This window comes from Bradyrhizobium sp. BRP22, assembly GCF_020194175.1.
Classification (GTDB): domain Bacteria; phylum Pseudomonadota; class Alphaproteobacteria; order Rhizobiales; family Xanthobacteraceae; genus Bradyrhizobium.
The window spans coordinates 246,750-266,473 of record NZ_JADYVX010000004.1 but is presented as its reverse complement, the minus strand read 5'-3'; the positions used below and the strand labels follow the sequence as shown (position 1 = coordinate 266,473).

23 protein-coding genes are annotated in these 19,724 nt (G+C 64.1%); 9 read left to right on the top strand and 14 right to left on the bottom strand.

Annotated elements, in window-relative coordinates:
- Positions 1-5: 5 nt before the first annotated feature.
- Entirely contained in the window at positions 6-914 is a 909-nt protein-coding gene (locus I6F35_RS08030; RefSeq protein ID WP_225117112.1) for an NAD(P)-dependent oxidoreductase, read from the top strand.
- A 94-nt stretch (positions 915-1,008) separates the two neighbouring features.
- Here I6F35_RS08030 and I6F35_RS08025 read toward each other — a convergent pair whose 3' ends face one another.
- Positions 1,009-1,236: a hypothetical protein gene (locus I6F35_RS08025; RefSeq protein ID WP_225117111.1), complete on the bottom strand. Its 228-nt coding sequence runs from the start codon at positions 1,234-1,236 to the stop codon at positions 1,009-1,011.
- 352 nt (positions 1,237-1,588) lie between these two features.
- Between I6F35_RS08025 and I6F35_RS08020 the strand changes: the two genes are divergently transcribed.
- Together I6F35_RS08020 and I6F35_RS08015 are read left to right on the top strand one after the other, a co-directional pair.
- Positions 1,589-1,906: a hypothetical protein gene (locus I6F35_RS08020; RefSeq protein WP_225117110.1), complete on the top strand. Its 318-nt coding sequence runs from the start codon at positions 1,589-1,591 to the stop codon at positions 1,904-1,906.
- A gap of 80 nt (positions 1,907-1,986) precedes the next feature.
- Positions 1,987-2,259: a hypothetical protein gene (locus I6F35_RS08015; RefSeq protein ID WP_225117109.1), complete on the top strand. Its 273-nt coding sequence runs from the start codon at positions 1,987-1,989 to the stop codon at positions 2,257-2,259.
- Position 2,260: 1 nt separating this feature from the next.
- Here I6F35_RS08015 and lysA read toward each other — a convergent pair whose 3' ends face one another.
- From lysA to argH, 3 genes are all read right to left on the bottom strand, one after another.
- Positions 2,261-3,526: a diaminopimelate decarboxylase gene (gene lysA, locus I6F35_RS08010; protein WP_225117108.1), complete on the bottom strand. Its 1,266-nt coding sequence runs from the start codon at positions 3,524-3,526 to the stop codon at positions 2,261-2,263.
- A gap of 7 nt (positions 3,527-3,533) precedes the next feature.
- The gene (locus tag I6F35_RS08005; RefSeq protein WP_225117107.1) at positions 3,534-3,809 is read right to left on the bottom strand and encodes a lipoprotein; all 276 of its coding nucleotides are present in this window, start codon (positions 3,807-3,809) and stop codon (positions 3,534-3,536) included.
- 91 nt (positions 3,810-3,900) lie between these two features.
- Positions 3,901-5,298: an argininosuccinate lyase gene (gene argH / locus I6F35_RS08000; RefSeq protein ID WP_225117106.1), complete on the bottom strand. Its 1,398-nt coding sequence runs from the start codon at positions 5,296-5,298 to the stop codon at positions 3,901-3,903.
- A gap of 120 nt (positions 5,299-5,418) precedes the next feature.
- Here argH and I6F35_RS07995 point away from each other — a divergent pair, with 120 nt between their 5' ends.
- Positions 5,419-6,096 (top strand): TlpA disulfide reductase family protein, encoded by a 678-nt coding sequence (locus I6F35_RS07995; RefSeq protein WP_225117105.1) that lies wholly within the window; start codon positions 5,419-5,421, stop codon positions 6,094-6,096.
- Positions 6,097-6,195: 99 nt separating this feature from the next.
- On the opposite strand, the gene I6F35_RS07990 is transcribed toward I6F35_RS07995, so the two are convergent.
- The 6 genes from I6F35_RS07990 to I6F35_RS07965 all read right to left on the bottom strand — a co-directional run bounded on the left by I6F35_RS07990 (position 6,196) and on the right by I6F35_RS07965 (position 10,347).
- Positions 6,196-6,384 carry a putative motility protein gene (locus I6F35_RS07990; protein WP_225117104.1) on the bottom strand — a complete coding sequence of 63 codons (189 nt, stop codon included), beginning with the start codon at positions 6,382-6,384 and terminating at the stop codon, positions 6,196-6,198.
- A 97-nt stretch (positions 6,385-6,481) separates the two neighbouring features.
- Complete coding sequence (locus tag I6F35_RS07985) at positions 6,482-7,363, bottom strand: 3-hydroxybutyryl-CoA dehydrogenase (protein WP_225117103.1); 882 nt, start codon at positions 7,361-7,363, stop codon at positions 6,482-6,484.
- A 242-nt stretch (positions 7,364-7,605) separates the two neighbouring features.
- Positions 7,606-8,556: an FAD-binding protein gene (locus I6F35_RS07980; protein WP_225117102.1), complete on the bottom strand. Its 951-nt coding sequence runs from the start codon at positions 8,554-8,556 to the stop codon at positions 7,606-7,608.
- Positions 8,557-9,306 (bottom strand): electron transfer flavoprotein subunit beta/FixA family protein, encoded by a 750-nt coding sequence (locus I6F35_RS07975; RefSeq protein WP_225117101.1) that lies wholly within the window; start codon positions 9,304-9,306, stop codon positions 8,557-8,559. It lies immediately after the preceding gene.
- A gap of 220 nt (positions 9,307-9,526) precedes the next feature.
- Positions 9,527-10,099, bottom strand: coding sequence for a cob(I)yrinic acid a,c-diamide adenosyltransferase (locus tag I6F35_RS07970; protein WP_225117100.1), 573 nt, complete (start codon positions 10,097-10,099; stop codon positions 9,527-9,529).
- Positions 10,100-10,152: 53 nt separating this feature from the next.
- Positions 10,153-10,347, bottom strand: a complete 195-nt coding sequence (locus I6F35_RS07965; protein ID WP_225117099.1) for a twin transmembrane helix small protein — start codon at positions 10,345-10,347, stop codon at positions 10,153-10,155.
- Positions 10,348-10,469: 122 nt separating this feature from the next.
- Here I6F35_RS07965 and I6F35_RS07960 point away from each other — a divergent pair, with 122 nt between their 5' ends.
- Positions 10,470-11,363, top strand: a complete 894-nt coding sequence (locus I6F35_RS07960; RefSeq protein ID WP_225117098.1) for a YihY/virulence factor BrkB family protein — start codon at positions 10,470-10,472, stop codon at positions 11,361-11,363.
- On the opposite strand, the gene I6F35_RS07955 is transcribed toward I6F35_RS07960, so the two are convergent.
- The gene (locus tag I6F35_RS07955) at positions 11,290-12,540 is read right to left on the bottom strand and encodes an ATP-binding protein (RefSeq protein WP_225117097.1); all 1,251 of its coding nucleotides are present in this window, start codon (positions 12,538-12,540) and stop codon (positions 11,290-11,292) included. The genes I6F35_RS07960 and I6F35_RS07955 overlap by 74 nt on opposite strands.
- A 92-nt stretch (positions 12,541-12,632) precedes the next feature.
- On the bottom strand, positions 12,633-13,505 hold the full coding sequence (gene gluQRS / locus I6F35_RS07950; protein ID WP_225117096.1) for a tRNA glutamyl-Q(34) synthetase GluQRS: 873 nt from the start codon (positions 13,503-13,505) through the stop codon (positions 12,633-12,635).
- A 140-nt stretch (positions 13,506-13,645) separates the two neighbouring features.
- Here gluQRS and I6F35_RS07945 point away from each other — a divergent pair, with 140 nt between their 5' ends.
- Positions 13,646-14,314, top strand: coding sequence for a DNA-3-methyladenine glycosylase 2 family protein (locus tag I6F35_RS07945; protein WP_225117199.1), 669 nt, complete (start codon positions 13,646-13,648; stop codon positions 14,312-14,314).
- A 6-nt stretch (positions 14,315-14,320) separates the two neighbouring features.
- Here the strand turns inward: I6F35_RS07945 and I6F35_RS07940 are convergent, their stop codons facing one another.
- Complete coding sequence (locus I6F35_RS07940; protein WP_225117095.1) at positions 14,321-14,836, bottom strand: hypothetical protein; 516 nt, start codon at positions 14,834-14,836, stop codon at positions 14,321-14,323.
- 33 nt (positions 14,837-14,869) lie between these two features.
- Entirely contained in the window at positions 14,870-15,757 is an 888-nt protein-coding gene (locus tag I6F35_RS07935; protein ID WP_225117094.1) for a LysR family transcriptional regulator, read from the bottom strand.
- A 133-nt stretch (positions 15,758-15,890) separates the two neighbouring features.
- Between I6F35_RS07935 and I6F35_RS07930 the strand changes: the two genes are divergently transcribed.
- From I6F35_RS07930 to I6F35_RS07920, 3 genes are all read left to right on the top strand, one after another.
- Positions 15,891-16,865: a nitronate monooxygenase family protein gene (locus I6F35_RS07930; RefSeq protein ID WP_225117093.1), complete on the top strand. Its 975-nt coding sequence runs from the start codon at positions 15,891-15,893 to the stop codon at positions 16,863-16,865.
- A gap of 97 nt (positions 16,866-16,962) precedes the next feature.
- Complete coding sequence (locus I6F35_RS07925; RefSeq protein WP_225117092.1) at positions 16,963-18,141, top strand: ABC transporter substrate-binding protein; 1,179 nt, start codon at positions 16,963-16,965, stop codon at positions 18,139-18,141.
- 29 nt (positions 18,142-18,170) lie between these two features.
- The gene (locus I6F35_RS07920) at positions 18,171-19,700 is read left to right on the top strand and encodes an acyl-CoA synthetase (RefSeq protein ID WP_225117091.1); all 1,530 of its coding nucleotides are present in this window, start codon (positions 18,171-18,173) and stop codon (positions 19,698-19,700) included.
- The last annotated feature ends 24 nt before the right edge of the window (positions 19,701-19,724 follow it).

Below are 19,724 nucleotides of genomic sequence, written 5' to 3'. Positions count from 1 at the left end.
ACACCATGGAAATTGGATTCATCGGCCTCGGAAACATGGGTTTTCCGATGGCGCGCCGGCTGGTCGAGGCCGGGCATCAATTGACCGTGTTCGATACGCGCAAGGAGGCGGTCGAGCGGCTGACCGCGCGCGGCGCGCAAGCGGCATCCTCGCCGAAGGAGATCGCCGACCGGGTCGAGACCGTGATGGCGAGCCTGCCCTCGTTGCAGGCTTCGCTCGACGTCGCCACGGGCGCCGGCGGCGTGATCGGGGGCAAGCGCGTCAAACGCTTCGTCGATCTCTCCACCGTCGGCTCGCAGATGGCGGTGCGCATCCACGATCTCCTGGCGAAGCGCAACATCGTGCAGATCGACAGCCCCGTCAGCGGCGGCGTCGGCGGCGCCGAAAAGGGAACGCTGGCGGTGATGGTCTCCGGTCCGCGCGCGGACTATGAAGCGCTGAAGCCCGCGCTCGACGTGATCGGCAAGGTGTTCTTCATCGGCGAAAAGCCCGGCTCCGGGCAGACCATGAAGCTCGCCAACAACTTCCTGTCGGCAACCGCGATGGTCGCGACCTCGGAAGCGGTGGTGATGGGTGTGAAGTCCGGGCTCGATCCGGCCGTGATGATCGATGTCATCAATGCGGGCTCGGGCATGAACACGGCGAGCCGCGACAAGTTTCCGCGCTCGGTGCTGCCGCGCACTTTCGATTTCGGCTTCGCCACCGGCCTGATGGTGAAGGACGTGCGGCTGTGCGTGGAAGAGATGAAATCGCTGGGCTTGTCGATGGAAGTCGCCGAAGCCGTCGGCCGGCTCTGGGAAGTCGTGATCCGCGAGACGGGTCCGGAGTCCGATTTCACCTCCGCGATCAAGCCGATCGAGAAGGCCGCGGGCGTGGTGGTCGGTGGATCAAAGGGCGGTCACGCGGCGAAGTAGGCTCTCGAACTAAGAAGACCGCCTCGCGGCGGTCTTTCTGCATTTCCATCAAAGTGTTTTGTGTCTGCCGTTTGCAGCGGCGATCGCGCGGGCGCTATTTCGCCTTGCGGCGGCGCCTGACGTACCAATAGACGCCCGCTCCGACCAGGAAGGGAAGTCCTGCGCCAGCCGCGGGACCCGGCGCGCCACGATACGTTCCCTCGCCGACATAGGTGTAGAACTGGCCGGGAGGGAAGAACAGCGTGGCAGTGAAGTACACCCCGACCGGCACTGCCGCCGCCATCAAGAGGAAAATCGCAAGAACCCAGCCCGGTAACGACATTGTTGCACTCCGCTCAGCCACATTTGATAATATTAATCTCACTCTAGTTTAAATAACTGTCAATGGGTATTTAATCTTTAAATAGCAAAAATAATCGGCGACGGGCCGGCCCGGAATACTGCATTTTTATCCGAGACTTATCAGCCGGATAGGGCTGCCCCACGACTGGGAGATTGCGCGATCGCCGTTTTGTTAGGCCGGAAAAGCCACTGTCCCCGGCGCTGCGGTTTCAGCTCAAACGGCGTCGCCGGCTTCCACGCTCATCGCGTTTGTCCGGGGGCTCCGGTGAGTAAAAACTCCGTTGTCGCGCCGCTGTTCGGTGGTTAAACTGAATCAAATATATTAAATCGCGATGACCATTTTAAATGAATTAATTGCCAGCCACCCCGCATCGCAAACGGCGAGAGTGCTGTCGCGCGGCGAATTCTTCGCAGGGCTCTTCGCACTCGGCTGCATCAGTGGCCTCACATCGCGCATCATTCAATCGATCGACCGGCTTGGATGGGCGGACGCCTTCTTCAATACCTTTGAGGTCAGCATTATCGTCTGGGTTTCGTGCATCGCCGGGATCGCTCTCATTCTTCAGGACAGGACGACCGGGATTCGGCCTTCAGAATTCGCGATTGGCGCGGCATTCATTGTCATGGTGGTTCTGCCCATCGGGCCCTGAGCTGGTTCGCTGTCACCGCGCTCGGCCTCTACCTCGTCATCTCCAGCGATGTCCCCTCATCGCGGCGCGGCGCCCTGATCATGGTGGCGACCAGCGTGCCGATGCTGTGGAGCCGATTGCTGTTTCAATTCTTCGCCGACCTGATCTTGCGGGCCGATGCTACGCTTGTGAGCTGGTTGTTGCGCATGCGTCGGAACGGCGACACCGTGCTGGATTATCTTTGGACCAGATTCCTGCGCGAGCTCGGCCTGGTCAGGCACATTTCGCCTGTCATCAGCGTCGCCGAGAGTTCATCCTGCGACGCCGAACGGCTGCCGTGGGGCGAGCTTCAGGGGCGGCCAAGAGCCAGCTAGCTCACAGCCATGGCGCGGGCTTGTCCATCGCGATCAGCGCCTCGACGTCGACGCGCGGACGCACGATGGCATATTGATCGTCCTTGACCAGCACTTCCGGCACCAGGGGCCGCGTGTTGTAGCTGCCGGACTGCACGGCGCCATAGGCGCCGGCGGTCATGATCGCCAGAAGATCGCCCACCTTCGGCTCGGGCAGCGAACGGTCGAGCGCGAGATAATCGCCGCTTTCACAGACCGGGCCGACCACGTCGGCAACGATCATCGGCGCGCCCTTTGGGGCCTGCCGCACCGGCAGGATGTCGTGATACGCTTCGTACAGCGTCGGCCGGATCAGGTCGTTCATCGCGGCATCGATGATGACGAAGTTCTTGGCCTCGCCATGCTTCACATAGATCACGCGGGTGACGAGGATGCCGGCATTGCCGACGATCATCCGCCCCGGCTCGAACATCAGCGTGCAGCCGAGATTATGCGTCACGCGCTTGACCATCGCGGCATAGGCGTCGGGCGCCGGCGGCGCCTCGCGGTCCATGTAATAGGGAATGCCGAGGCCGCCGCCGAAATCGATATGTGAGACGTTGTGGCCGTCGGCGCGCAGCGTCTGCACGAATTCGGCGAGAATCCGGAACGCGGTCTCCATCTTGGAGAGATCGGTGATCTGGCTGCCGATATGCATGTCGGCGCCCGTCACCTCGATGCCCGGCAGCTTCGCCGCACGGGCATAGACCTCTCTCGCGCGCGTGATCGGGATGCCGAACTTGTTCTCGGACTTGCCGGTCGAGATCTTGGCATGGGTGCCGGCGTCGACATCCGGATTGACGCGCACCGAGATGCGCGCAGTCTTGCCCATCTCAGTCGCAAGCCGCGACAACAGTTCGAGCTCGGGCTCGGATTCGATGTTGATGCAGAGGATGTCGGCGGCGAGCGCGGCGCGCAATTCGGTCTCGGTCTTGCCGACGCCGGAGAAGACGATCTTGGACGGCGGGATGCCGGCGGCGAGCGCGCGCTTCAATTCGCCGCCCGAGACCACGTCAGCGCCGGCGCCGAGCCTTGCCAGGGTGCGCAGCACGGACTGGTTGGAATTGGCCTTCATGGCGTAGCAGACCAACACCTTCTCGCCGGCGAAGGCTTCGGTGAACACCCGGTAATGGCGCTCCAGCGTCGCGGTCGAATAGCAATAGAACGGCGTGCCCACCGTTTCGGCGAGCCTGGACAGGTCAACCGCTTCGGCGTGCAACACGCCGTCGCGATAGTCGAAATGATTCATGGCACGCTCAGTTGCCGAGAAGCGGGTCGAGCACGAACGACCGCTGGCGACCCTTGGCCGCGGCCGGCGGCGCGTCCGTTCCGTAGTTCGGATTGAACAGGCTGGGCTCGGCTGCCCGCCGGGTCTCGGTATCGCCTTCCGGCGCCACCGGCGTCTGCGCGGAAGACGCGGTCGGCGGCAGGTCGAGCGGGCCCTTGCGTCCGCAGCCGCTAAGCGTCAGCGCGGCGACGCCGACAAGGATGAGAGCCCATCCCGACGGGGTCAGGCGGTGGTTACTGGTCACGACGAAATCCCCAATGCGGGCCGCACCATACAAACATTGATTTGCTCTGGCGAGCCCCGGATAATCATGAGGTTGCAGCGAAATTTGTCGTTCAGCCCCATTTTCGCTCTTTTTCCAGCCGCTTCGCCCATGCCTTCGCCTGGGAAAGCACGTTCCTCGGCGCGGTGCCGCCGTAGCTGGTGCGGCTTTTCACCGATGATTCGACCGACAGCACTTTCAGCACATCTGCAGTGATCTTCGGCTCGACCTCCTGCATCGCCTGCAGCGGCAGTTCGTGCAGGGCGATGCCCCGTTCCGAGGCCAGCGCGACGATGCGGCCAGTGACATGGTGGGCCTCGCGGAACGGCATCCTCAAGGTCCGCACCAGCCAGTCGGCGAGGTCAGTGGCGGTGGCATAGCCCTCGCCGGCCGCGGCCTGCATCCGCGCCTCGTCCGGCACGAGATCCCTGACCATGCCGGTCATGGCGCGGATCGCGAGCGACAGCGCCGCAAAGGCTTCCATCGCGCCCTGCTTGTCCTCCTGCATGTCCTTTTGATAGGCGAGCGGCAGGCCCTTCATCACGATCAGGAGCGCGGTCAGCGCGCCGATCACGCGGCCGGTCTTGGCGCGCACCAGTTCCGCCGCATCCGGGTTGCGCTTCTGCGGCATGATCGAGGAGCCGGTGGTGAACTTGTCGCTGAGCCTGACCAGGCCGACCAGCGGCGAGGTCCAGACCACGATCTCCTCGGCGAAGCGGGACAGATGCACCGCGGTGATCGCCGCGGCCGAGAGCGTTTCGAGGACAAAATCGCGGTCGGAGACGGCGTCGAGCGAATTGGCCATCGGACGGTCGAAGCCAAGCGCCTTCGCGGTCGCGGCCCGGTCGATCGGGAACGAGGTGCCGGCGAGCGCGGCGGCGCCGAGCGGTGATTCGTTCAATCGCTTGCGAGCGTCGGCAAAACGGCCGCGGTCGCGCGCCGACATCTCGACATAGGCGAGCAGATGATGGCCGAAGGTGACGGGCTGGGCGGTCTGCAGATGGGTGAAGCCGGGCATGACCGTTGAGGCATGTTCCAGCGCGCGCTCGACCAGCGCCTTCTGGAACGCCGCCAGCGCCGCATCCACTTCATCGATCGTGTCGCGGACGTAGAGGCGGAAATCGGTTGCAACCTGATCGTTGCGGGAGCGCGCGGTGTGCAGCCGGCCTGCGGCCGGGCCGATCAATTCCGACAGCCGGCTCTCGACATTCATATGGATATCTTCGAGCGCGCGCTTGAAATCGAACGAACCCTTGTCGATTTCTGACAAAATCGTGTCTAGACCTTTGCCGATATTTTTCGCATCACCCGCCGTGATGATGCCCTGCGCGGCGAGCATCGCCGCGTGGGCTTTGGACGCGGCAATGTCCTGGGCATAAAGGTGACGATCGACGTCGATGGAGACGTTGATTTCCTCCATGATCGCGTCGGGACGTTCGGAGAACCGCCCGCCCCACATCTTGTTGCTCATGATTGCTTGCTCACGACTTCTTAAGGCTTGAGGCCCTGCCCTTGATCGCCGACTGTGGAAACCGACCCGCCACCGGCGCGGGCCCTGCTTAGCCATATCTGACGCTGAATGACAAACACTATGCCTGAAACTCCCCCCTCCCGTGGCGCCACGCGCCGGATCCCGCTCGTGATCGGCGCGGTGCTGGTCGGCGCGCTGATCGGCTATGCCGGCGTCTCCGGATTTGGCGGGCTGATGCGGCGCGGCGCGGCCGGCGACCCGGCCTGCAGCGGCGCGGTCGAACTGGCGAAGCGGTTGAGCCCGCTGGCGCATGGCGAGGTCGCAGCGCTGACGATGGCGACCAAGCCCGTGCGGGTGCCGGATCTCGCCTTCGAGGATGCCGACGGCAAGCCGCGGAAGCTCTCGGACTGGCGCGGCAAGACCGTGCTGGTGAACCTCTGGGCCACCTGGTGCGTGCCCTGCCGCAAGGAGATGCCGGCGCTGGATGCCTTGCAGGCCAAGCTCGGCGGCAAGGATTTCGAGGTGGTGGCGATCAACATCGACACCCGCGACTTCGATAAGCCGAAGAATTTCCTGAAGGACGCCAATCTGACCCGGCTCGGCTATTTCAGCGACGCGAAAGCCAAGGTTTTTCAGGACCTTAAGAGCATAGGCAAGGCGCTCGGCATGCCCACCTCGATGCTGGTCGACGGCCACGGCTGCGAGATCGCGACCATCGCGGGTCCGGCCGAATGGGCCAGCGATGATGCGGTGAAGCTGATCACGGCCGCGCTGCAGCCGGTGGCGGCAGGGATTTAGAGCGTTTTCGAGCGAAGTGGATACCGGTTCGCGTGAAGAAAACGCGTCAAAACAAGAATCTAGAGCTTCGGTTCTGATTCAATCAGAACCGAAAATGCTCTAGGCAACCAGGTTGATATTGCCGCCGACGCCCGGCGCCAGATTGGCGGTCGACGGAGCACCCAGCAGCGTCTGAACCGCGAACTTCTCGGCATCCGAATTGGATTTGATGATCGAGGTCTGGATCTGCGACTGCAGGCCGCCAGCCTGCATGGCCAGAATGCCCGAGACCATGCTCATCATGTCCATACGCGGTACTCCCAATTCCGGGCGCACCATAGGCAGCGGAGGTTAACGAATGCTTCCGCCGTATCCCGGGCACGGCGCGCCGCAAATCGTGGAAACGTCAGCGCGTCGGGACCGGCTTCTCGCCGCGGTAGTCGTAGAAGCCGCGCTGGGTCTTGCGGCCGAGCCAGCCGGCTTCGACGTATTTCACCAGCAGCGGGCACGGCCGGTATTTTGAATCCGCGAGCCCCTCATGGAGCACCTGCATGATCGACAGACAGGTGTCCAGCCCGATGAAATCGGCCAGTTCCAGCGGGCCCATCGGGTGGTGCGCACCGAGCTTCATCGCCGCGTCGATCGCCTCGACATTCCCGACGCCCTCATAGAGCGTGTAGATCGCCTCGTTGATCATCGGCAGCAGGATGCGGTTGACGATGAAGGCCGGGAAATCCTCCGACACCGCGACCTGCTTGCCGAGCTTGCCGACGAACGCCTTGGCGGCGTCGAAAGTCGCATCATCGGTGGCGATGCCGCGGATCAGTTCGACCAATTCCATCAGCGGCACCGGATTCATGAAATGGATGCCGATGAAGCGTTCGGGGCGATCGGTGGAGGCGGCAAGCCGCGTGATCGAGATCGACGAGGAGTTGGAGGCGATGATCGCCTCCGGCTTCAGGACCGCGCAGAGATCGTGAAAGATCTTGCGCTTGATCTCTTCCTTCTCGACCGCGGTCTCGATCACCAGATCGCAGTCCGCCAATTCGTCGAGGTTTTCTGTGGCGACGATCCGGGACAGCGCCTGCTTGCGCTGCTCCTCGGTGATGGTCTTCTTGGCCACCTGACGGGACAAATTGCCGTTAATGGTTGCGAGCGCCGATTTCACGCGATCGGCGGAAACGTCGTTGAGCAGCACGTCGAAGCCCGCGAGCGCTGCCACATGGGCAATGCCGTTGCCCATCTGGCCCGAGCCGATCACGCCGACCTTCTTGATTGCGACCGTCATGTTCTCACCCACCGGGACGGCGCGCACATCACGCCTCGCCCAAGTCCCTACAATGTCCCCTATATCCGACAAGTCTTACGTTTGCGCATGATCTTTTCGTAGACCGGCGCCCACTTGGCGCCAACGCGGCGCTCCGGGTAGCGATCATGCTTCGGCCAAAGGGTACCTGCTTCGCCGAAAAACGCCATTCAAAAACAAGAACACCGGCCGGGATTAAACCACCCGGCCGGTGTCTTCAGTGCTTATTTTCCGAGCTTGCCGAGCGCCTCGGTCAGCTCCGGAACCGCCTGGTAGAGGTCGGCGACCAGGCCGTAGTCGGCGACCTGGAAGATCGGCGCGTCCTCGTCCTTGTTGATCGCGACGATCACCTTGGAGTCCTTCATGCCGGCCAGATGCTGAATTGCGCCGGAGATGCCGATCGCGACATAAAGTTCCGGCGCCACCACCTTGCCGGTCTGTCCGACCTGCCAGTCGTTCGGCGCATAACCGGCATCGACCGCGGCCCGCGAGGCGCCGACACCGGCGCCGAGCTTGTCGGCCAGCGGCTCGATGTATTTGGCAAAATTGTCCCGGCTCTGCATGGCGCGGCCGCCGGAGACGATGATCTTCGCCGAGGTGAGCTCCGGCCGGTCGCTCTTGGCGACCTCCTCGCCGAGGAAGCTGGAAAGGCCCGGATCGGCCGCAGCCGCCACGGACTCGACCGGCGCGCTGCCGCCTTCGCCGGTCGCGGCGAAAGTCGACGTGCGCACTGTGATCACCTTCTTGGCGTCCTTCGACTTCACGGTCTGGATCGCGTTGCCGGCATAGATCGGGCGCTCGAACGTGTCGGGCGCGACCACCTTGATGATCTCGGAGACCTGCATGACGTCGAGCAGCGCCGCGACGCGCGGCATCACGTTCTTGAAGCGCGAGGTCGCGGGCGCGACGATCGCCTCATAGGATGGCGCCAGCGAGACGATCAGCGCGGCAAGCGGCTCGGCGAGATCGTGGGCATAGGCCTCGCCCTCGGCCACCAGCACCTTCTTGACGCCGGCGAGCTTCGCCGCCGCTTCGGCCGCAGCCTTGGTGCCCGCGCCGCCGCCGGCGACCAGCACATGGACGTCGCCGCCCAACTGGCTGGCTGCGGTCAGCGCCTTGTTGGTGACGTCCTTCAGCTTGTCGTGTTCGTGTTCGGCAATCAGCAATGTCGTCATTTAGAGAACCCCGGCTTCGGTCTTGAGCTTCGACACCAGTTCGGCGACGTCCTTGACCTTGACGCCTGCCTTGCGGCCTGCCGGTTCCGAAGTCTTGAGGATTTCGAGATGCGGCGTGAGATCGACGCCGTAGTCGGCGGCGTTCTTGTCGTCGATCGGCTTCTTCTTCGCCTTCATGATGTTGGGCAGCGAGGCGTAGCGCGGCTCGTTCAGGCGAAGGTCGGTGGTGACGATCGCCGGCCCCTTCAGCTTCACGGTCTGCAGGCCGCCATCGACCTCGCGCGTCACCTTGAAGTCAGAACCTTCGACCTCGAGCTTAGAAGCGAACGTGGCCTGCGACCAGCCGAGCAGCGCGGCCAGCATCTGGCCGGTCTGATTAGAGTCGTCGTCGATTGCCTGCTTGCCGAGGATGACGAGGCCGGGCTTCTCGGCCTCGACCACTGCCTTCAGGATCTTGGCGACTGCGAGCGGCTCCACCGTGCCCTCAGCCTTGACCAGGATGCCGCGGTCGGCGCCCATGGCAAGGCCGGTGCGGATGGTCTCGGAGGCCTGCGCCGGGCCGATCGACACCACCACGACTTCGGTCGCCTTGCCGGCTTCCTTCAGCCGCAACGCTTCCTCGACCGCGATCTCGTCGAACGGGTTCATCGACATCTTGACGTTGGCGAGCTCAACGCCCGATCCGTCACCCTTGACGCGGACCTTGACGTTGTAGTCGACGACCCGCTTTACCGGCACAAGAACCTTCATCGATCCTCTTTCGCTTTGAAAATAGGGGGTTGATTGGCTTGGGCGCGGAACCTAAAGGTCCCGCTATCGGCGGTCAACGCGCGAAAGCCAAAAATCGGCCCTAGGGATTTCAGACGCATTCTAGAGCATTTGGTTCTGATTGCATCAGAACCAAAGCTCCAGGTTCTTGTTTTTGACGCGTTTTCTTCACGCGAACCGGTATCCACCGCGCGAAAACGCTCTATCGGTTCTGGCCCGGCACCCACAACACGTCGCCGGCGCCCTTGTCGTTCTGGAAGCGGCTGGCGACAAACAGGAAATCCGACAGGCGATTCATATACTGGATGCCAGCCTCGCTGACCGGCTCATCGGGCCTGGACGCAAGTTCCACCATGATCCGTTCCGCCCGGCGGCAAATCGTGCGGGCAAGGTGCAGATAGGCCGACGCCGGGGTGCCGCCGGGAAGCACGAAAGAGGTTAACGGCGCGAGCTCGGCGTTGAGCGTGTCGATGTCGCGCTCGAGCCGCTCGACCTGGCTCGCCAGCATCCGCAAACGTTCGGCCTTGCCCTCGCGCTGGGGCACCGCGAGATCGGCGCCAAGATCGAACAGATCGTTCTGGATCAGGCCTAGCATGCGGTCGAGCGTGGGACTATCCGCAAGATGGAGCCGCACCACGCCGATCGCGGCATTGGTCTCGTCCACCGTGCCATAGGCGCTGACGCGCAAATCATATTTCGGCCGGCGCTCGCCGCTTCCAAGCGCAGTGGTGCCGTCATCGCCGGTGCGCGTATAGATCTTGTTGAGCACGACCATGTTCAGCTCCGGCGTTCGCGACCACTGTCCCACAGGGAGAGGTAAGAAATACCCTAGCGCCCCATCGCCCAGACCGCGAGCATCGCGATCACGATGGCGACGAATTGCAGCAAGACGCGCAGCCGCATCAATTTCTGCGAGGTGTTCGGCGAGCCGCCGCGCATCATGTTGGCGAGACCGAGGAACAGGACCACCCCAACGGCACCGACCGCGATGGGAAGGATGAACGTACTTAAGAAGGATGCCATCAACGCTACATAACACCGCCCCGGGCGAAGTGCCACACGGGATGGGGCAAGTGCAACAATCTGGCTTTTGGCGCGGTTATGTCGGAAGCTGGGGTGCGGCTTCGGCTGGATCAGGGTGGGAAGTGAAGCAGGTTCGCTACGTCTACCGCGTCGTGATGGATGCGTTCTACACGTTCCTCGCCGACGACGGCTGGGCGATTGCCAGCCATATCGCGCTGTCGACGTTGATGGCGCTGTTCCCGTTCCTGATCGTGCTGACGTCCCTTGCCGGCTTTTTCGGCTCGAAGGAACTGGCCGACCAGGCCGCCAGCCTGCTGTTGCAGACCTGGCCCAAACAAGTCGCCGACACGCTGTCCAGCCAGGTTCACGAGGTCCTGACGACCACGCGCGGTGACATCCTGACCATTGGCGCCGCGCTGGCACTCTATTTCGCATCCAACGGCGTCGAGGCGCTGCGGATCGCGCTGAATCGGGCCTATGCCGTGGTCGAGTGGCGCCCCTGGTACTGGCTGCGGCTGGAATCCATCGGCTACACGCTGGTCGCCGCCATCACCTCGCTCGCGATGGCGTTCCTGATCGTGCTCGGACCGTTGATGCTCGAGACGGCGCGGCTCTACATTCCGTTCTTCGTCGAGAGCAACGAGCGCATCCTCAACATCACGCGCTACGGCATCACCATCACGGCGCTCACCATTGCGCTGTCCATCCTGCACTTGTGGCTGCCCGCGGGGCGCCGCAGCTTCCAGCAGATCCTGCCCGGCATCATCTTCACCATGGTGGCTTCGCTGATATCAGGCATCGTGTTCGGTCAGTACCTGGCGCGCTTCGCCAACAACTATGTCTCGATGTATGCGGGGCTCGCATCGGTGATCATCGCGCTGGTGTTCCTGTATTTCATCGCCGCGATCTTCGTCTATGGCGGCGAATTGAACGCGGCGATCATCAAGTCGCGGCTGCCGAAGGGCATGTCGCTTCAAGCAGCGCAGTCGCTAAAGCCCTTGGACTCACAGGTTTGACGAGGAAAGCGTCGGCGCCGGCCGCGCGCGAGGCGGCCTCGTCCTCGCTACGGCCGGAAATCCCGATGATCGGAATGCGGCCGAGCGGCGGGTCCAGCGCGCGGATGCGCCTGATCGCCTCGACCCCATCAATGCCGGGCAGCACCATATCCATCAGCACGGCGTCGAAGCCGCCTTGCGCCAGTCGCTCCGGCGCCGCTTCGCCCTCGCCGATGAACTCCGACTGATGGCCGAGTTCGGTGAGGATGGTGTTGAGCACGACACGGCCGAACGGATTGTCCTCCACGCTGAGCAGCCGCAACGCGCGTGGCGCCCTCGCCGCAACATCGCTCCCGGCATCGCCTTTGGTTGCCGCCGGCTCGCCGGCGGGCGCCAGCACGATCGTCAGCGTAAAGGTGGTGCCCCCGCCCCGGCGCTGCCTGGCGACGATGTCGCCGCCCATCGCCCGCGCAAGCTGCTTGACCGAGGACAGGCCGAGGCCCGCGCCGCCAAAGCGCGAGGCGATCGAGACGTTGGCCTGCGAGAACGGACGGAACAGGCGCTTGATCTCGGCGAGCGAAAGCCCGATGCCGCTGTCGGAGACCGCAAAGGCGACCCCGATCCGGCCTTTGGCGGCGCGCGCCGGCGTGGCCTCGAACGCAACGGTGCCACGCTCGGTGAACTTGACCGCGTTGTCGATCAGGTTCTCCAGCGCCGCGCGCAGCCGAATCGGATCGCCGACGGCGAAGGCGGGCAGCTTCTCGGAGATGTCGACCGAGGCCTGGAGCCCCTTGGCCGCCGCCCGCCCGGCCAGCGAATTCCCGACATTGCGGGCAAGCGTGCGCAGGTCGAAGAAGTCCTGCCGGATGTCGAGGCCGGGACCACGGCTTCGCGCCGCATCGACGAACAGGGTTGCAAGGCTAGCCAGATGCTCGGCGCCGGCCTGGATGGTGTCGATCCAGCGCCGCTCGCGCTCATCGAGGTCGGAGGTGGCGAGCAGGTTGCTGATCGCCAGAATGCCGGTGAGCGGGGTGCGCACTTCATGCGCGAAAGCCGCCAGCGCGGTCTCGACCACGCCGGGCTCCGCCTTGGCAGGCGCACGCCTGCGGCGGGCTTTTGCCGCCTTCAAGACACGCTTCCGCGATGGCGTCTTCTTGGGATGCCGAATGGTGCGCCCAACGCGCGATCTTGCCGCCATGATTCCCGTGAACCCTGCCCCGGCCGGCAGAATGGCATGTCCGGGCCGTCGGAGTCACGGAGACCTTTGGCCGACTTCGCCGTTCGGTAAATCTAGGACAGGCCAACGAGCCGGCGGATATCGGCGGGCCTCGCGCCACCGGCGCGCAGTTCCCGCAAGGCGGTCGCCTTGGTCGACTTCGACAGTTTCTGCCCGTCCGAATCGCGGATCAACCGGTGGTGCCGGTAGGCTGGCGGTGCGATGCCGAGCAGCTCCTGCAGCAGCCGGTGCACGCTGGTCGACCAGAACAGGTCCTGCCCCCTGACGATGTCGGTCACCCCCTGCAGGGCATCGTCGATCACGACCGAGAGATGATAGCTGGTCGGCGTCTCCTTGCGCGCCAGGATGACATCGCCCCATGCTTCCGGACGGGCGGGCACGGTTCCGTGTTCGCCGGCGGGGCCCTCGCCCTGTTCGGTCCAGGCCAGATGTTTCGCCCGCGCGCGAGCCGCCGCCATGTCGAGCCGCAAAGCGTAAGGCGTTCCCGCCTCGATCAGCCGCTGCCGCTCGGGTGCCGGCAGCGATCTCGCGGCGCCCGGATAGAGCGGGGCGCCATCCGGATCGCGCGGCCATGGTCCGGCCTTCTCGCGCTCGGCGACCAGGCGCGCGATTTCAGTGCGGCTCTCGAAGCTCGGATAGAGCAGGCCCTGCGCGGTCAATCGCTCGACCGCCTCGCGATAGGCGTCGAAATGCTCCGACTGCCGCCGCACCGGCGTCTCCCAGAAGATGCCAAGCCAGGCAAGGTCCTCGTAGATCGCCGTCTCGAACTCCACCCGGCAGCGCGTTGGATCGATGTCCTCGATCCGCAGCAGCAATCGTCCCCCCGCCTCGCGCGCGAGATCAGAATTCAACAGCGCCGAAAAAGCGTGGCCAAGGTGGAGATAGCCGTTCGGGCTTGGTGCAAATCGGAAAACGGGTGGCGGCATTGTATTAGAATTCGTCATTGCCGGACTTGACCCGGCAATCCATCCTCTAGGACTCTTACGATAGCAGATGGATGCGCGGGGTCATCCCCGATCAGGTCGGGGACGGGCGCTCGCGCATGACGGATTTGAAATCGCCTCAAATGCTCGTTCACTTCGAAACCCAGACGGACCTGGAAGACGCCATCCTCGTACTTGTGAAGCAGGACAAGCGGCTGAAGCCGATCCTGGAGCTCACCGGCATGCCGGCGCTGCGACAGCGCGAGCCGGGCTTTGCCGGGCTTGCCGCGATCGTCTGCGGCCAGCAGCTTTCGACCGCGAGCGCCGCGGCGATCTGGGGTCGGGTCAGCAAAGCGTTCGACCCCTTCCATCATGACGCGATCAGCAAGGCGCGCGCCGACCGCCTTGGCCGACTCGGCCTGTCCGCGGCGAAGATCAAGACACTGAAGCACATCGCCCGCGAGCTCGCCGCCGAACGTCTGAACCTCGACGTGCTCGCCAACGAAGACGCCGACATCGCCCACAACACGCTGACCGCGCTGCCCGGCATCGGCCCATGGACTGCGGACATCTACCTGTTATTCTGTCTCGGCCATGGCGACGCTTGGCCGGCCGGCGATCTGGCCGTACAGGAAGCGGTGAAGATCGGGTTGGGGTTGAAGGAGCGGCCGACGGCCAAACAGATGGCGCCGCTGGCGGAGCCCTGGCGCCCGCTGCGGGGCGCCGCCGCGCATCTGTGGTGGGCCTATTACCGCGTGCTGAAGAAACGCGAAGGCGTGATCGCGGGCTCGAAAGAGAACGCGGGATCGTAGCCCGGGTCAAAGTTTGCGGCTGTCATAGGCCCAATGGAGCAACGCCTGGCGTTGCCGCGGCCTGCACGTCAGATCGCCCGGCTCGCAACTGCGCTTGATCTGTGCGACATGTCGCTGGATCGCTTTCCAGCGCCTGATCTGCCGCGCGTCCTCCGTCGGTATTCGGCGGCCCATGTAATAGCGGCAATACCACTGGAACCATCCCCGCGGATCGTCGGGATAGATCCATCCTTGCTTTCGCCAGACCGACAGAGGCTGGCTCGCGTTGACGCCGAAATAATTCAGCGAGCAGTCGCGTCCGGAACGCGAAAGTCGGGCGCCCCTAAACCAGCTTTCAGGATATTCCTTGCGGCAGTCGGTCATGTACTTGCCGCAGAATACGCCGAGCGCGAGCATCTGCTTCGGGGTAAGTTCGGGACGAAATTCCGGATCGAAATTGCGACCGGCAGGCTCGGTGAGAACGTAGCGGTATGCACGCTGCATCCTGTCGTTGACTGTCACCTTTACGGGGCGCCGGCGCATGATTGTGAGCCTAATGACTTTTGCTACGGAGCACTAGCCGCGAAGCCGCACCCGATCCTCGCGGGCACAGACGGTGACGAAGCTGGTCACGGCGCGCACGGCCGGCAGCTCGACCAGGTCGGGATGCGCGAGCAGCCAGAGATCGGAGACGCTGCCGAGCTTCTGCGGCGCGACGCGCACCAGATCCGGGTAGCTCGCAGCGACGAAGCATGACAGCGCCGAGATGCCGAGCCCGGCGCGCGTGGCGGCGAGCATGTCGCCCTGCGACGAGCAGCGCATCACGACCGTTCCCTGCCGCGTGATGAAATCGCTCCAGCGCGCCAGATGCGCATTCGATGCCTGGTCGGCAAAACCGATGATGCTGTGGCCCCGCCACTCCTCGCGGCGCTCCGGCAGCTTGCGCCGCGCGGCATAGTCGCGCGAGGCGTAGAAGCCGGTGCCGAGCCGGCCGATCCTGCGCCCGATCAAATTCTCCTCGCCGGCATCGACCGGCCGCAGCACCACGTCGGCCTCGCGGCGGCGCACGCTTGCCGGAAACGGATGGGTGATGATCTCGAGCTGGATGTGGTCGTGATCGCGCAGGAACGGCCCGAGCCGCGGCATCAGCCAGTGCGCGGCCAGCGTCGCGCCGATCGACAGCTTTACAACCCCGCGGGCCTGCTCGCCGGTTGCGGAAGCTGCCGCCTCGGCGCGCAGCGCGGCCGCCGCCATCGCCTCGGCGTGCTCGCGAAACTTGCGGCCCTGCGAGGTCAGCGACAATCCGTCATTGGCGCGCGCGAACAGGCGGGTGCCGAGTTGCTTCTCCAGCGCGGCGATCTTGCGCCCGACGGTCGGATGGCTGGCGCGCAGGCGGCGCGCGGCGCCGGCGAAACTCCTGGTCTCGGCCACGGCGACAAAGGTCTTGCAGAGGTCCCAATCCATACCGACTGCCTCGCGTCGATAGCCCGTTCATTCCTGATAGATCGACTGTTCATTATTGAACGCCATCAGCACCGCGTCCAGCCCTATATTGACAGCGTCAAGATAAGTGCCGCAAGCGCCGGGAGGACCAGACATGCCGTTACCAGCATCGCTCGCCAACAGTCTCGAATTGCCGGTGGTCGGCTCGCCGCTGTTCATCGTATCGGGGCCCGATCTCGTGATCGCCCAGTGCAAGGCCGGCATCGTCGGCTCGTTCCCGGCGCTGAACGCCAGGCCGGCCGAGAAGCTCGACGAATGGCTGACGCAAATCGAGGACGAGCTCGGCGAATACAGAGCGCTGAATCCGGGCAGAAAGGTTGCGCCTTACGCCGCCAACCAGATCTGCCACGCCTCCAACGACCGGCTGATCCGCGACATGGAAACCTGCGTCAAGCACAAGGTCCCCATCATCATCACCTCGCTGCGGCCGCCATCGGAAATCGTCGAGGCCACGCATTCCTATGGCGGCGTCGTGTTTCACGACGTCATCAACGTCAAGCATGCGCGCAAAGCCGCCGAGCAGGGCGTCGACGGCCTGATCCTGGTCTGCGCCGGCGCCGGCGGGCATGCCGGCACGCTGTCGCCGTTCGCGCTGGTGCGCGAGGTCAAGCAATGGTTCAAGGGCACCATCCTGCTGTCGGGCGCGATCTCCGACGGCTGGAGCATCGCCTCCGCGCTCGCGCTCGGCGCCGACCTCGCCTACATGGGCACCCGTTTCATCGCGACCGAAGAGGCCAATGCCGATCCGCGCTACAAGGAGGCGCTGACCGAACATGCGGCCCACGATATCGTCTATTCCAACCTGTTCACCGGCGTGCACGGCAACTATCTCGGACCGTCGATCGCGGCCGCCGGGCTCGATCCGAACAACCTGCCGGTCGCCGACAAGTCGAAGATGAATTTCGGTTCCGGCGGCAACATGAAGGTCAAGGCCTGGCGCGACATCTGGGGTTCGGGCCAGGGCATCGGCCAGATCACCGACGCGCCGCCGGTCGCCGAACTGGTGGCGCGGCTCAAGGCGGAATTCGCCGACGCGAGCAGCGATTTCCTGAGACGCGCGAGCGCCTGAGTGAGATCTTACCTCTCCCCGCAAAAGCGGGGCGAGGGAGAAGCGGCATCAGCCGCTAAAAATCAACAAAGCACTTTTGATCAGCGGGAGAGAGACCATGAAGCTGCGGCACATGTTGGCCGTTCTGTTTGCCCTGGGCGCGACGACAGCCTTCGCCGATGAGAAGGAAGACATCCGTATCGGGCAGACCCTGCCCTATAGCGGGCCGCTCTCGGGCTTCGGCACCATCGGGCGGACGCAGGAAGCCTACTTCGCGAAGGTCAATGCCGAAGGCGGCATCAATGGCCGCAAGGTGAAGTTCATCACGCTGGACGACGCGTATTCGCCGCCGAAGACGGTCGAGCAGACCCGCAAGCTGGTCGAGCAGGACGAAGTGCTGATGATCTTCGGCTCGCTCGGCACCGCGACCAACAGCGCCGTGCACCGCTACCTCAACGGCAAGAAGGTGCCGCAACTATTCCTGCTCAGCGGCGCTACCAAATGGGCGGACCCGAAGAACTTTCCCTGGACCATGCCTGGCATGGCCGCCTACGAATCCGAAGGCGTCGTCTATGCCAAATATGTGCTGCAGGCCAAGCCCGACGCCACGATCGCGATCCTCTCCCAGAACGACGATTTCGGCCGCGACTATGTCGCAGGCTTCAAGCGCGCGCTCGGACCCAAGGCCGCCAGCTTGATCGTCGCGGAGGCGAGCTACGAAACCAGCGCACCGACGATCAGTTCGCAGCTGGCGACATTGAAAGCCTCCGGCGCCAACGTGCTGTTCGCCGTGGTGCTCGGCAAATTCACCTCGCAGTCGATCAAGGGTGTCGCTGAGCTCGGCTGGAAGCCGGAGCTGTTCTTCGTGCCGACCTCGGCCTCCTCGATCTCATTCCTGGAGCCGGCGGGACTGGAGAATGCGGTCGGCCTGATCTCTTCGAGCAACCAAAAGGACACGATGGACGTGCAGTGGGCCGATGACGCAGGCGTGAAGCAATATTTCGCGTTCATGAAGCAGTATCTGCCGAACGCCGACCTGAACAATTCCAACTACGCCGCCGGGTACCACTATGCGACGCTTCTGATGGCCGTGCTCAGGGCATGCAAGGACGATTTCAGCCGCGACAACATCCTGCGCCAGGCCACCTCGCTGCGCGAGGTCAAGCTGCCGTTATTATTGCCGGGCATGACTGTATCGACCGGTCCGGATGATTATCTGCCGTTCCAGCAGTTGCAGTTGCGGCGCTTCAACGGCAAGAGCTGGGTCGCTTTCGGCGAGATCCTGGATGACCGCTAACCCGATCGCAAAAGATTGAGGATGTGAGCATGATCATCAGCGGCGAACGCCGGATCGGCTATGGCGAGATCAACGAGCGCATCGCGCGCGCGGCATCCGGGTTGCGCGCGCTCGGCGTGCGCGATGGCCGGCCAGTGGCCATGATGCTGCGCAATGATTTCGCGCTGTTCGAGGCAGTGGCCGCCTCCGCCGCGATCGGCAGCCCGATCGTGCCGATCAACTGGCACCTGAAAGCCGACGAGGTCGCCTACATCCTTGCCGACAGTGACGCTGATGTCCTGATCTGTCATGCTGATCTGTTGCCGCAGATTCGCGACGGGCTGCCCGCCGGCCTCAAGCTTCTGGTCGTGGCGACGCCGCCCGAGATCGCCGCAGCCTATGGCGTCTCGCCGGCGCTGACACAGGTGCCCGAAGACCTGACCGACTGGGACCGCTGGCGCGACACCCATGCGCCCCTGATCGATGCCCCGATCGGCGCTTCGCCGATGTTCTACACCTCGGGCACCACCGGCCAGCCGAAGGGGGTACGGCGCAAGCCGATGCCGCCGGAACTGCAGGCCGCGGCCGCCCGCGTCAGCGCGATCGCCTACGGCATCAAGCCGAACGACAACCAGATCGTGCTGATGAACGGGCCGATGTATCATTCGGCGCCGCACAGCTACGGCATGCTGGCGTTCCGCTGCGGCTGCACCATCGTGCTCGAGCCGCGCTTCGACCCCGAGGATCTGCTGCAACTCGTCGAGCGCTACCGCGTCACCCACATGCACATGGTGCCGACGATGTTCGTGCGGCTGCTGCGGCTGCCGGAGGAAACGAAGCGCCGCTACGACGTCTCCTCGCTGCGCTTCGTCATTCACGGCGCCGCCCCCTGTCCGCCGGCTGTGAAGCGCGCGATGATCGATTGGTGGGGACTGGTGGTGAACGAATATCTGGGCTCCACCGAGACCGGGATCCCGGTCTGGCATTCAGCGGCGGAGGCGCTCGCAAAGCCGGGCACCGTCGGCCGCGTGATCGAAGGCGGCATCGTGAAGATCTTCCGCCCCGACGGGACGGAATGCGACGTCAACGAGGCCGGCGAGATCTTTATGCGCCAGACGGCGATCCCGGATTTCGACTATCACGGCAACGCCAAGGCGCGCGCCGACGCCGGGCGCGAGGGCCTCATCAGCGTCGGCGACGTCGGCTATCTCGACGAGGACGGCTACCTGTTCCTGTGCGACCGCAAGCGCGACATGGTGATCTCCGGCGGCGTCAACATCTATCCCGCGGAGATCGAGAACGCGTTGATCGGCATGGAAGGCGTGCGCGACTGCGCGGTGTTCGGCGTCGCCGACGACGAATATGGCGAGCGGCTATTCGCCTGCATCGAGCCGGAGCCGGGCGCTGCGCTCTCGATCGCCACCGTGCAGGATTTTCTGCGCGGCAAGCTTGCCAACTTCAAGGTGCCGAAGGACATCCAGTTCATGGACGCGCTGCCGCGCGAGGCCACCGGCAAGATCTTCAAGCGCAAGCTGCGCGATCTCTATCGCGACGGACTGCTCCAGGCCGCCGCCGTTTGATGACAAAAGCGTTGTCACGCCTTT

What these genes read in the sequence shown, in the direction of transcription:
- I6F35_RS08030 (WP_225117112.1), top strand. Translation starts at nt 6, where the DNA reads ATGGAAATTGGATTCATCGGCCTCGGAAACATGGGTTTTCCGATGGCG.
- I6F35_RS08025 (WP_225117111.1), bottom strand. Translation starts at nt 1,236, where the DNA reads ATGTCGTTACCGGGCTGGGTTCTTGCGATTTTCCTCTTGATGGCGGCG.
- I6F35_RS08020 (WP_225117110.1), top strand. Translation starts at nt 1,589, where the DNA reads ATGACCATTTTAAATGAATTAATTGCCAGCCACCCCGCATCGCAAACG.
- I6F35_RS08015 (WP_225117109.1), top strand. Translation starts at nt 1,987, where the DNA reads ATGGTGGCGACCAGCGTGCCGATGCTGTGGAGCCGATTGCTGTTTCAA.
- lysA (WP_225117108.1), bottom strand. Translation starts at nt 3,526, where the DNA reads ATGAATCATTTCGACTATCGCGACGGCGTGTTGCACGCCGAAGCGGTT.
- argH (WP_225117106.1), bottom strand. Translation starts at nt 5,298, where the DNA reads ATGAGCAACAAGATGTGGGGCGGGCGGTTCTCCGAACGTCCCGACGCG.
- I6F35_RS07995 (WP_225117105.1), top strand. Translation starts at nt 5,419, where the DNA reads ATGCCTGAAACTCCCCCCTCCCGTGGCGCCACGCGCCGGATCCCGCTC.
- I6F35_RS07990 (WP_225117104.1), bottom strand. Translation starts at nt 6,384, where the DNA reads ATGGACATGATGAGCATGGTCTCGGGCATTCTGGCCATGCAGGCTGGC.
- I6F35_RS07985 (WP_225117103.1), bottom strand. Translation starts at nt 7,363, where the DNA reads ATGACGGTCGCAATCAAGAAGGTCGGCGTGATCGGCTCGGGCCAGATG.
- I6F35_RS07980 (WP_225117102.1), bottom strand. Translation starts at nt 8,556, where the DNA reads ATGACGACATTGCTGATTGCCGAACACGAACACGACAAGCTGAAGGAC.
- I6F35_RS07975 (WP_225117101.1), bottom strand. Translation starts at nt 9,306, where the DNA reads ATGAAGGTTCTTGTGCCGGTAAAGCGGGTCGTCGACTACAACGTCAAG.
- I6F35_RS07970 (WP_225117100.1), bottom strand. Translation starts at nt 10,099, where the DNA reads ATGGTCGTGCTCAACAAGATCTATACGCGCACCGGCGATGACGGCACC.
- I6F35_RS07965 (WP_225117099.1), bottom strand. Translation starts at nt 10,347, where the DNA reads ATGGCATCCTTCTTAAGTACGTTCATCCTTCCCATCGCGGTCGGTGCC.
- I6F35_RS07955 (WP_225117097.1), bottom strand. Translation starts at nt 12,540, where the DNA reads ATGGCGGCAAGATCGCGCGTTGGGCGCACCATTCGGCATCCCAAGAAG.
- gluQRS (WP_225117096.1), bottom strand. Translation starts at nt 13,505, where the DNA reads ATGCCGCCACCCGTTTTCCGATTTGCACCAAGCCCGAACGGCTATCTC.
- I6F35_RS07945 (WP_225117199.1), top strand. Translation starts at nt 13,646, where the DNA reads ATGCTCGTTCACTTCGAAACCCAGACGGACCTGGAAGACGCCATCCTC.
- I6F35_RS07940 (WP_225117095.1), bottom strand. Translation starts at nt 14,836, where the DNA reads ATGCGCCGGCGCCCCGTAAAGGTGACAGTCAACGACAGGATGCAGCGT.
- I6F35_RS07935 (WP_225117094.1), bottom strand. Translation starts at nt 15,757, where the DNA reads ATGGATTGGGACCTCTGCAAGACCTTTGTCGCCGTGGCCGAGACCAGG.
- I6F35_RS07930 (WP_225117093.1), top strand. Translation starts at nt 15,891, where the DNA reads ATGCCGTTACCAGCATCGCTCGCCAACAGTCTCGAATTGCCGGTGGTC.
- I6F35_RS07925 (WP_225117092.1), top strand. Translation starts at nt 16,963, where the DNA reads ATGAAGCTGCGGCACATGTTGGCCGTTCTGTTTGCCCTGGGCGCGACG.
- I6F35_RS07920 (WP_225117091.1), top strand. Translation starts at nt 18,171, where the DNA reads ATGATCATCAGCGGCGAACGCCGGATCGGCTATGGCGAGATCAACGAG.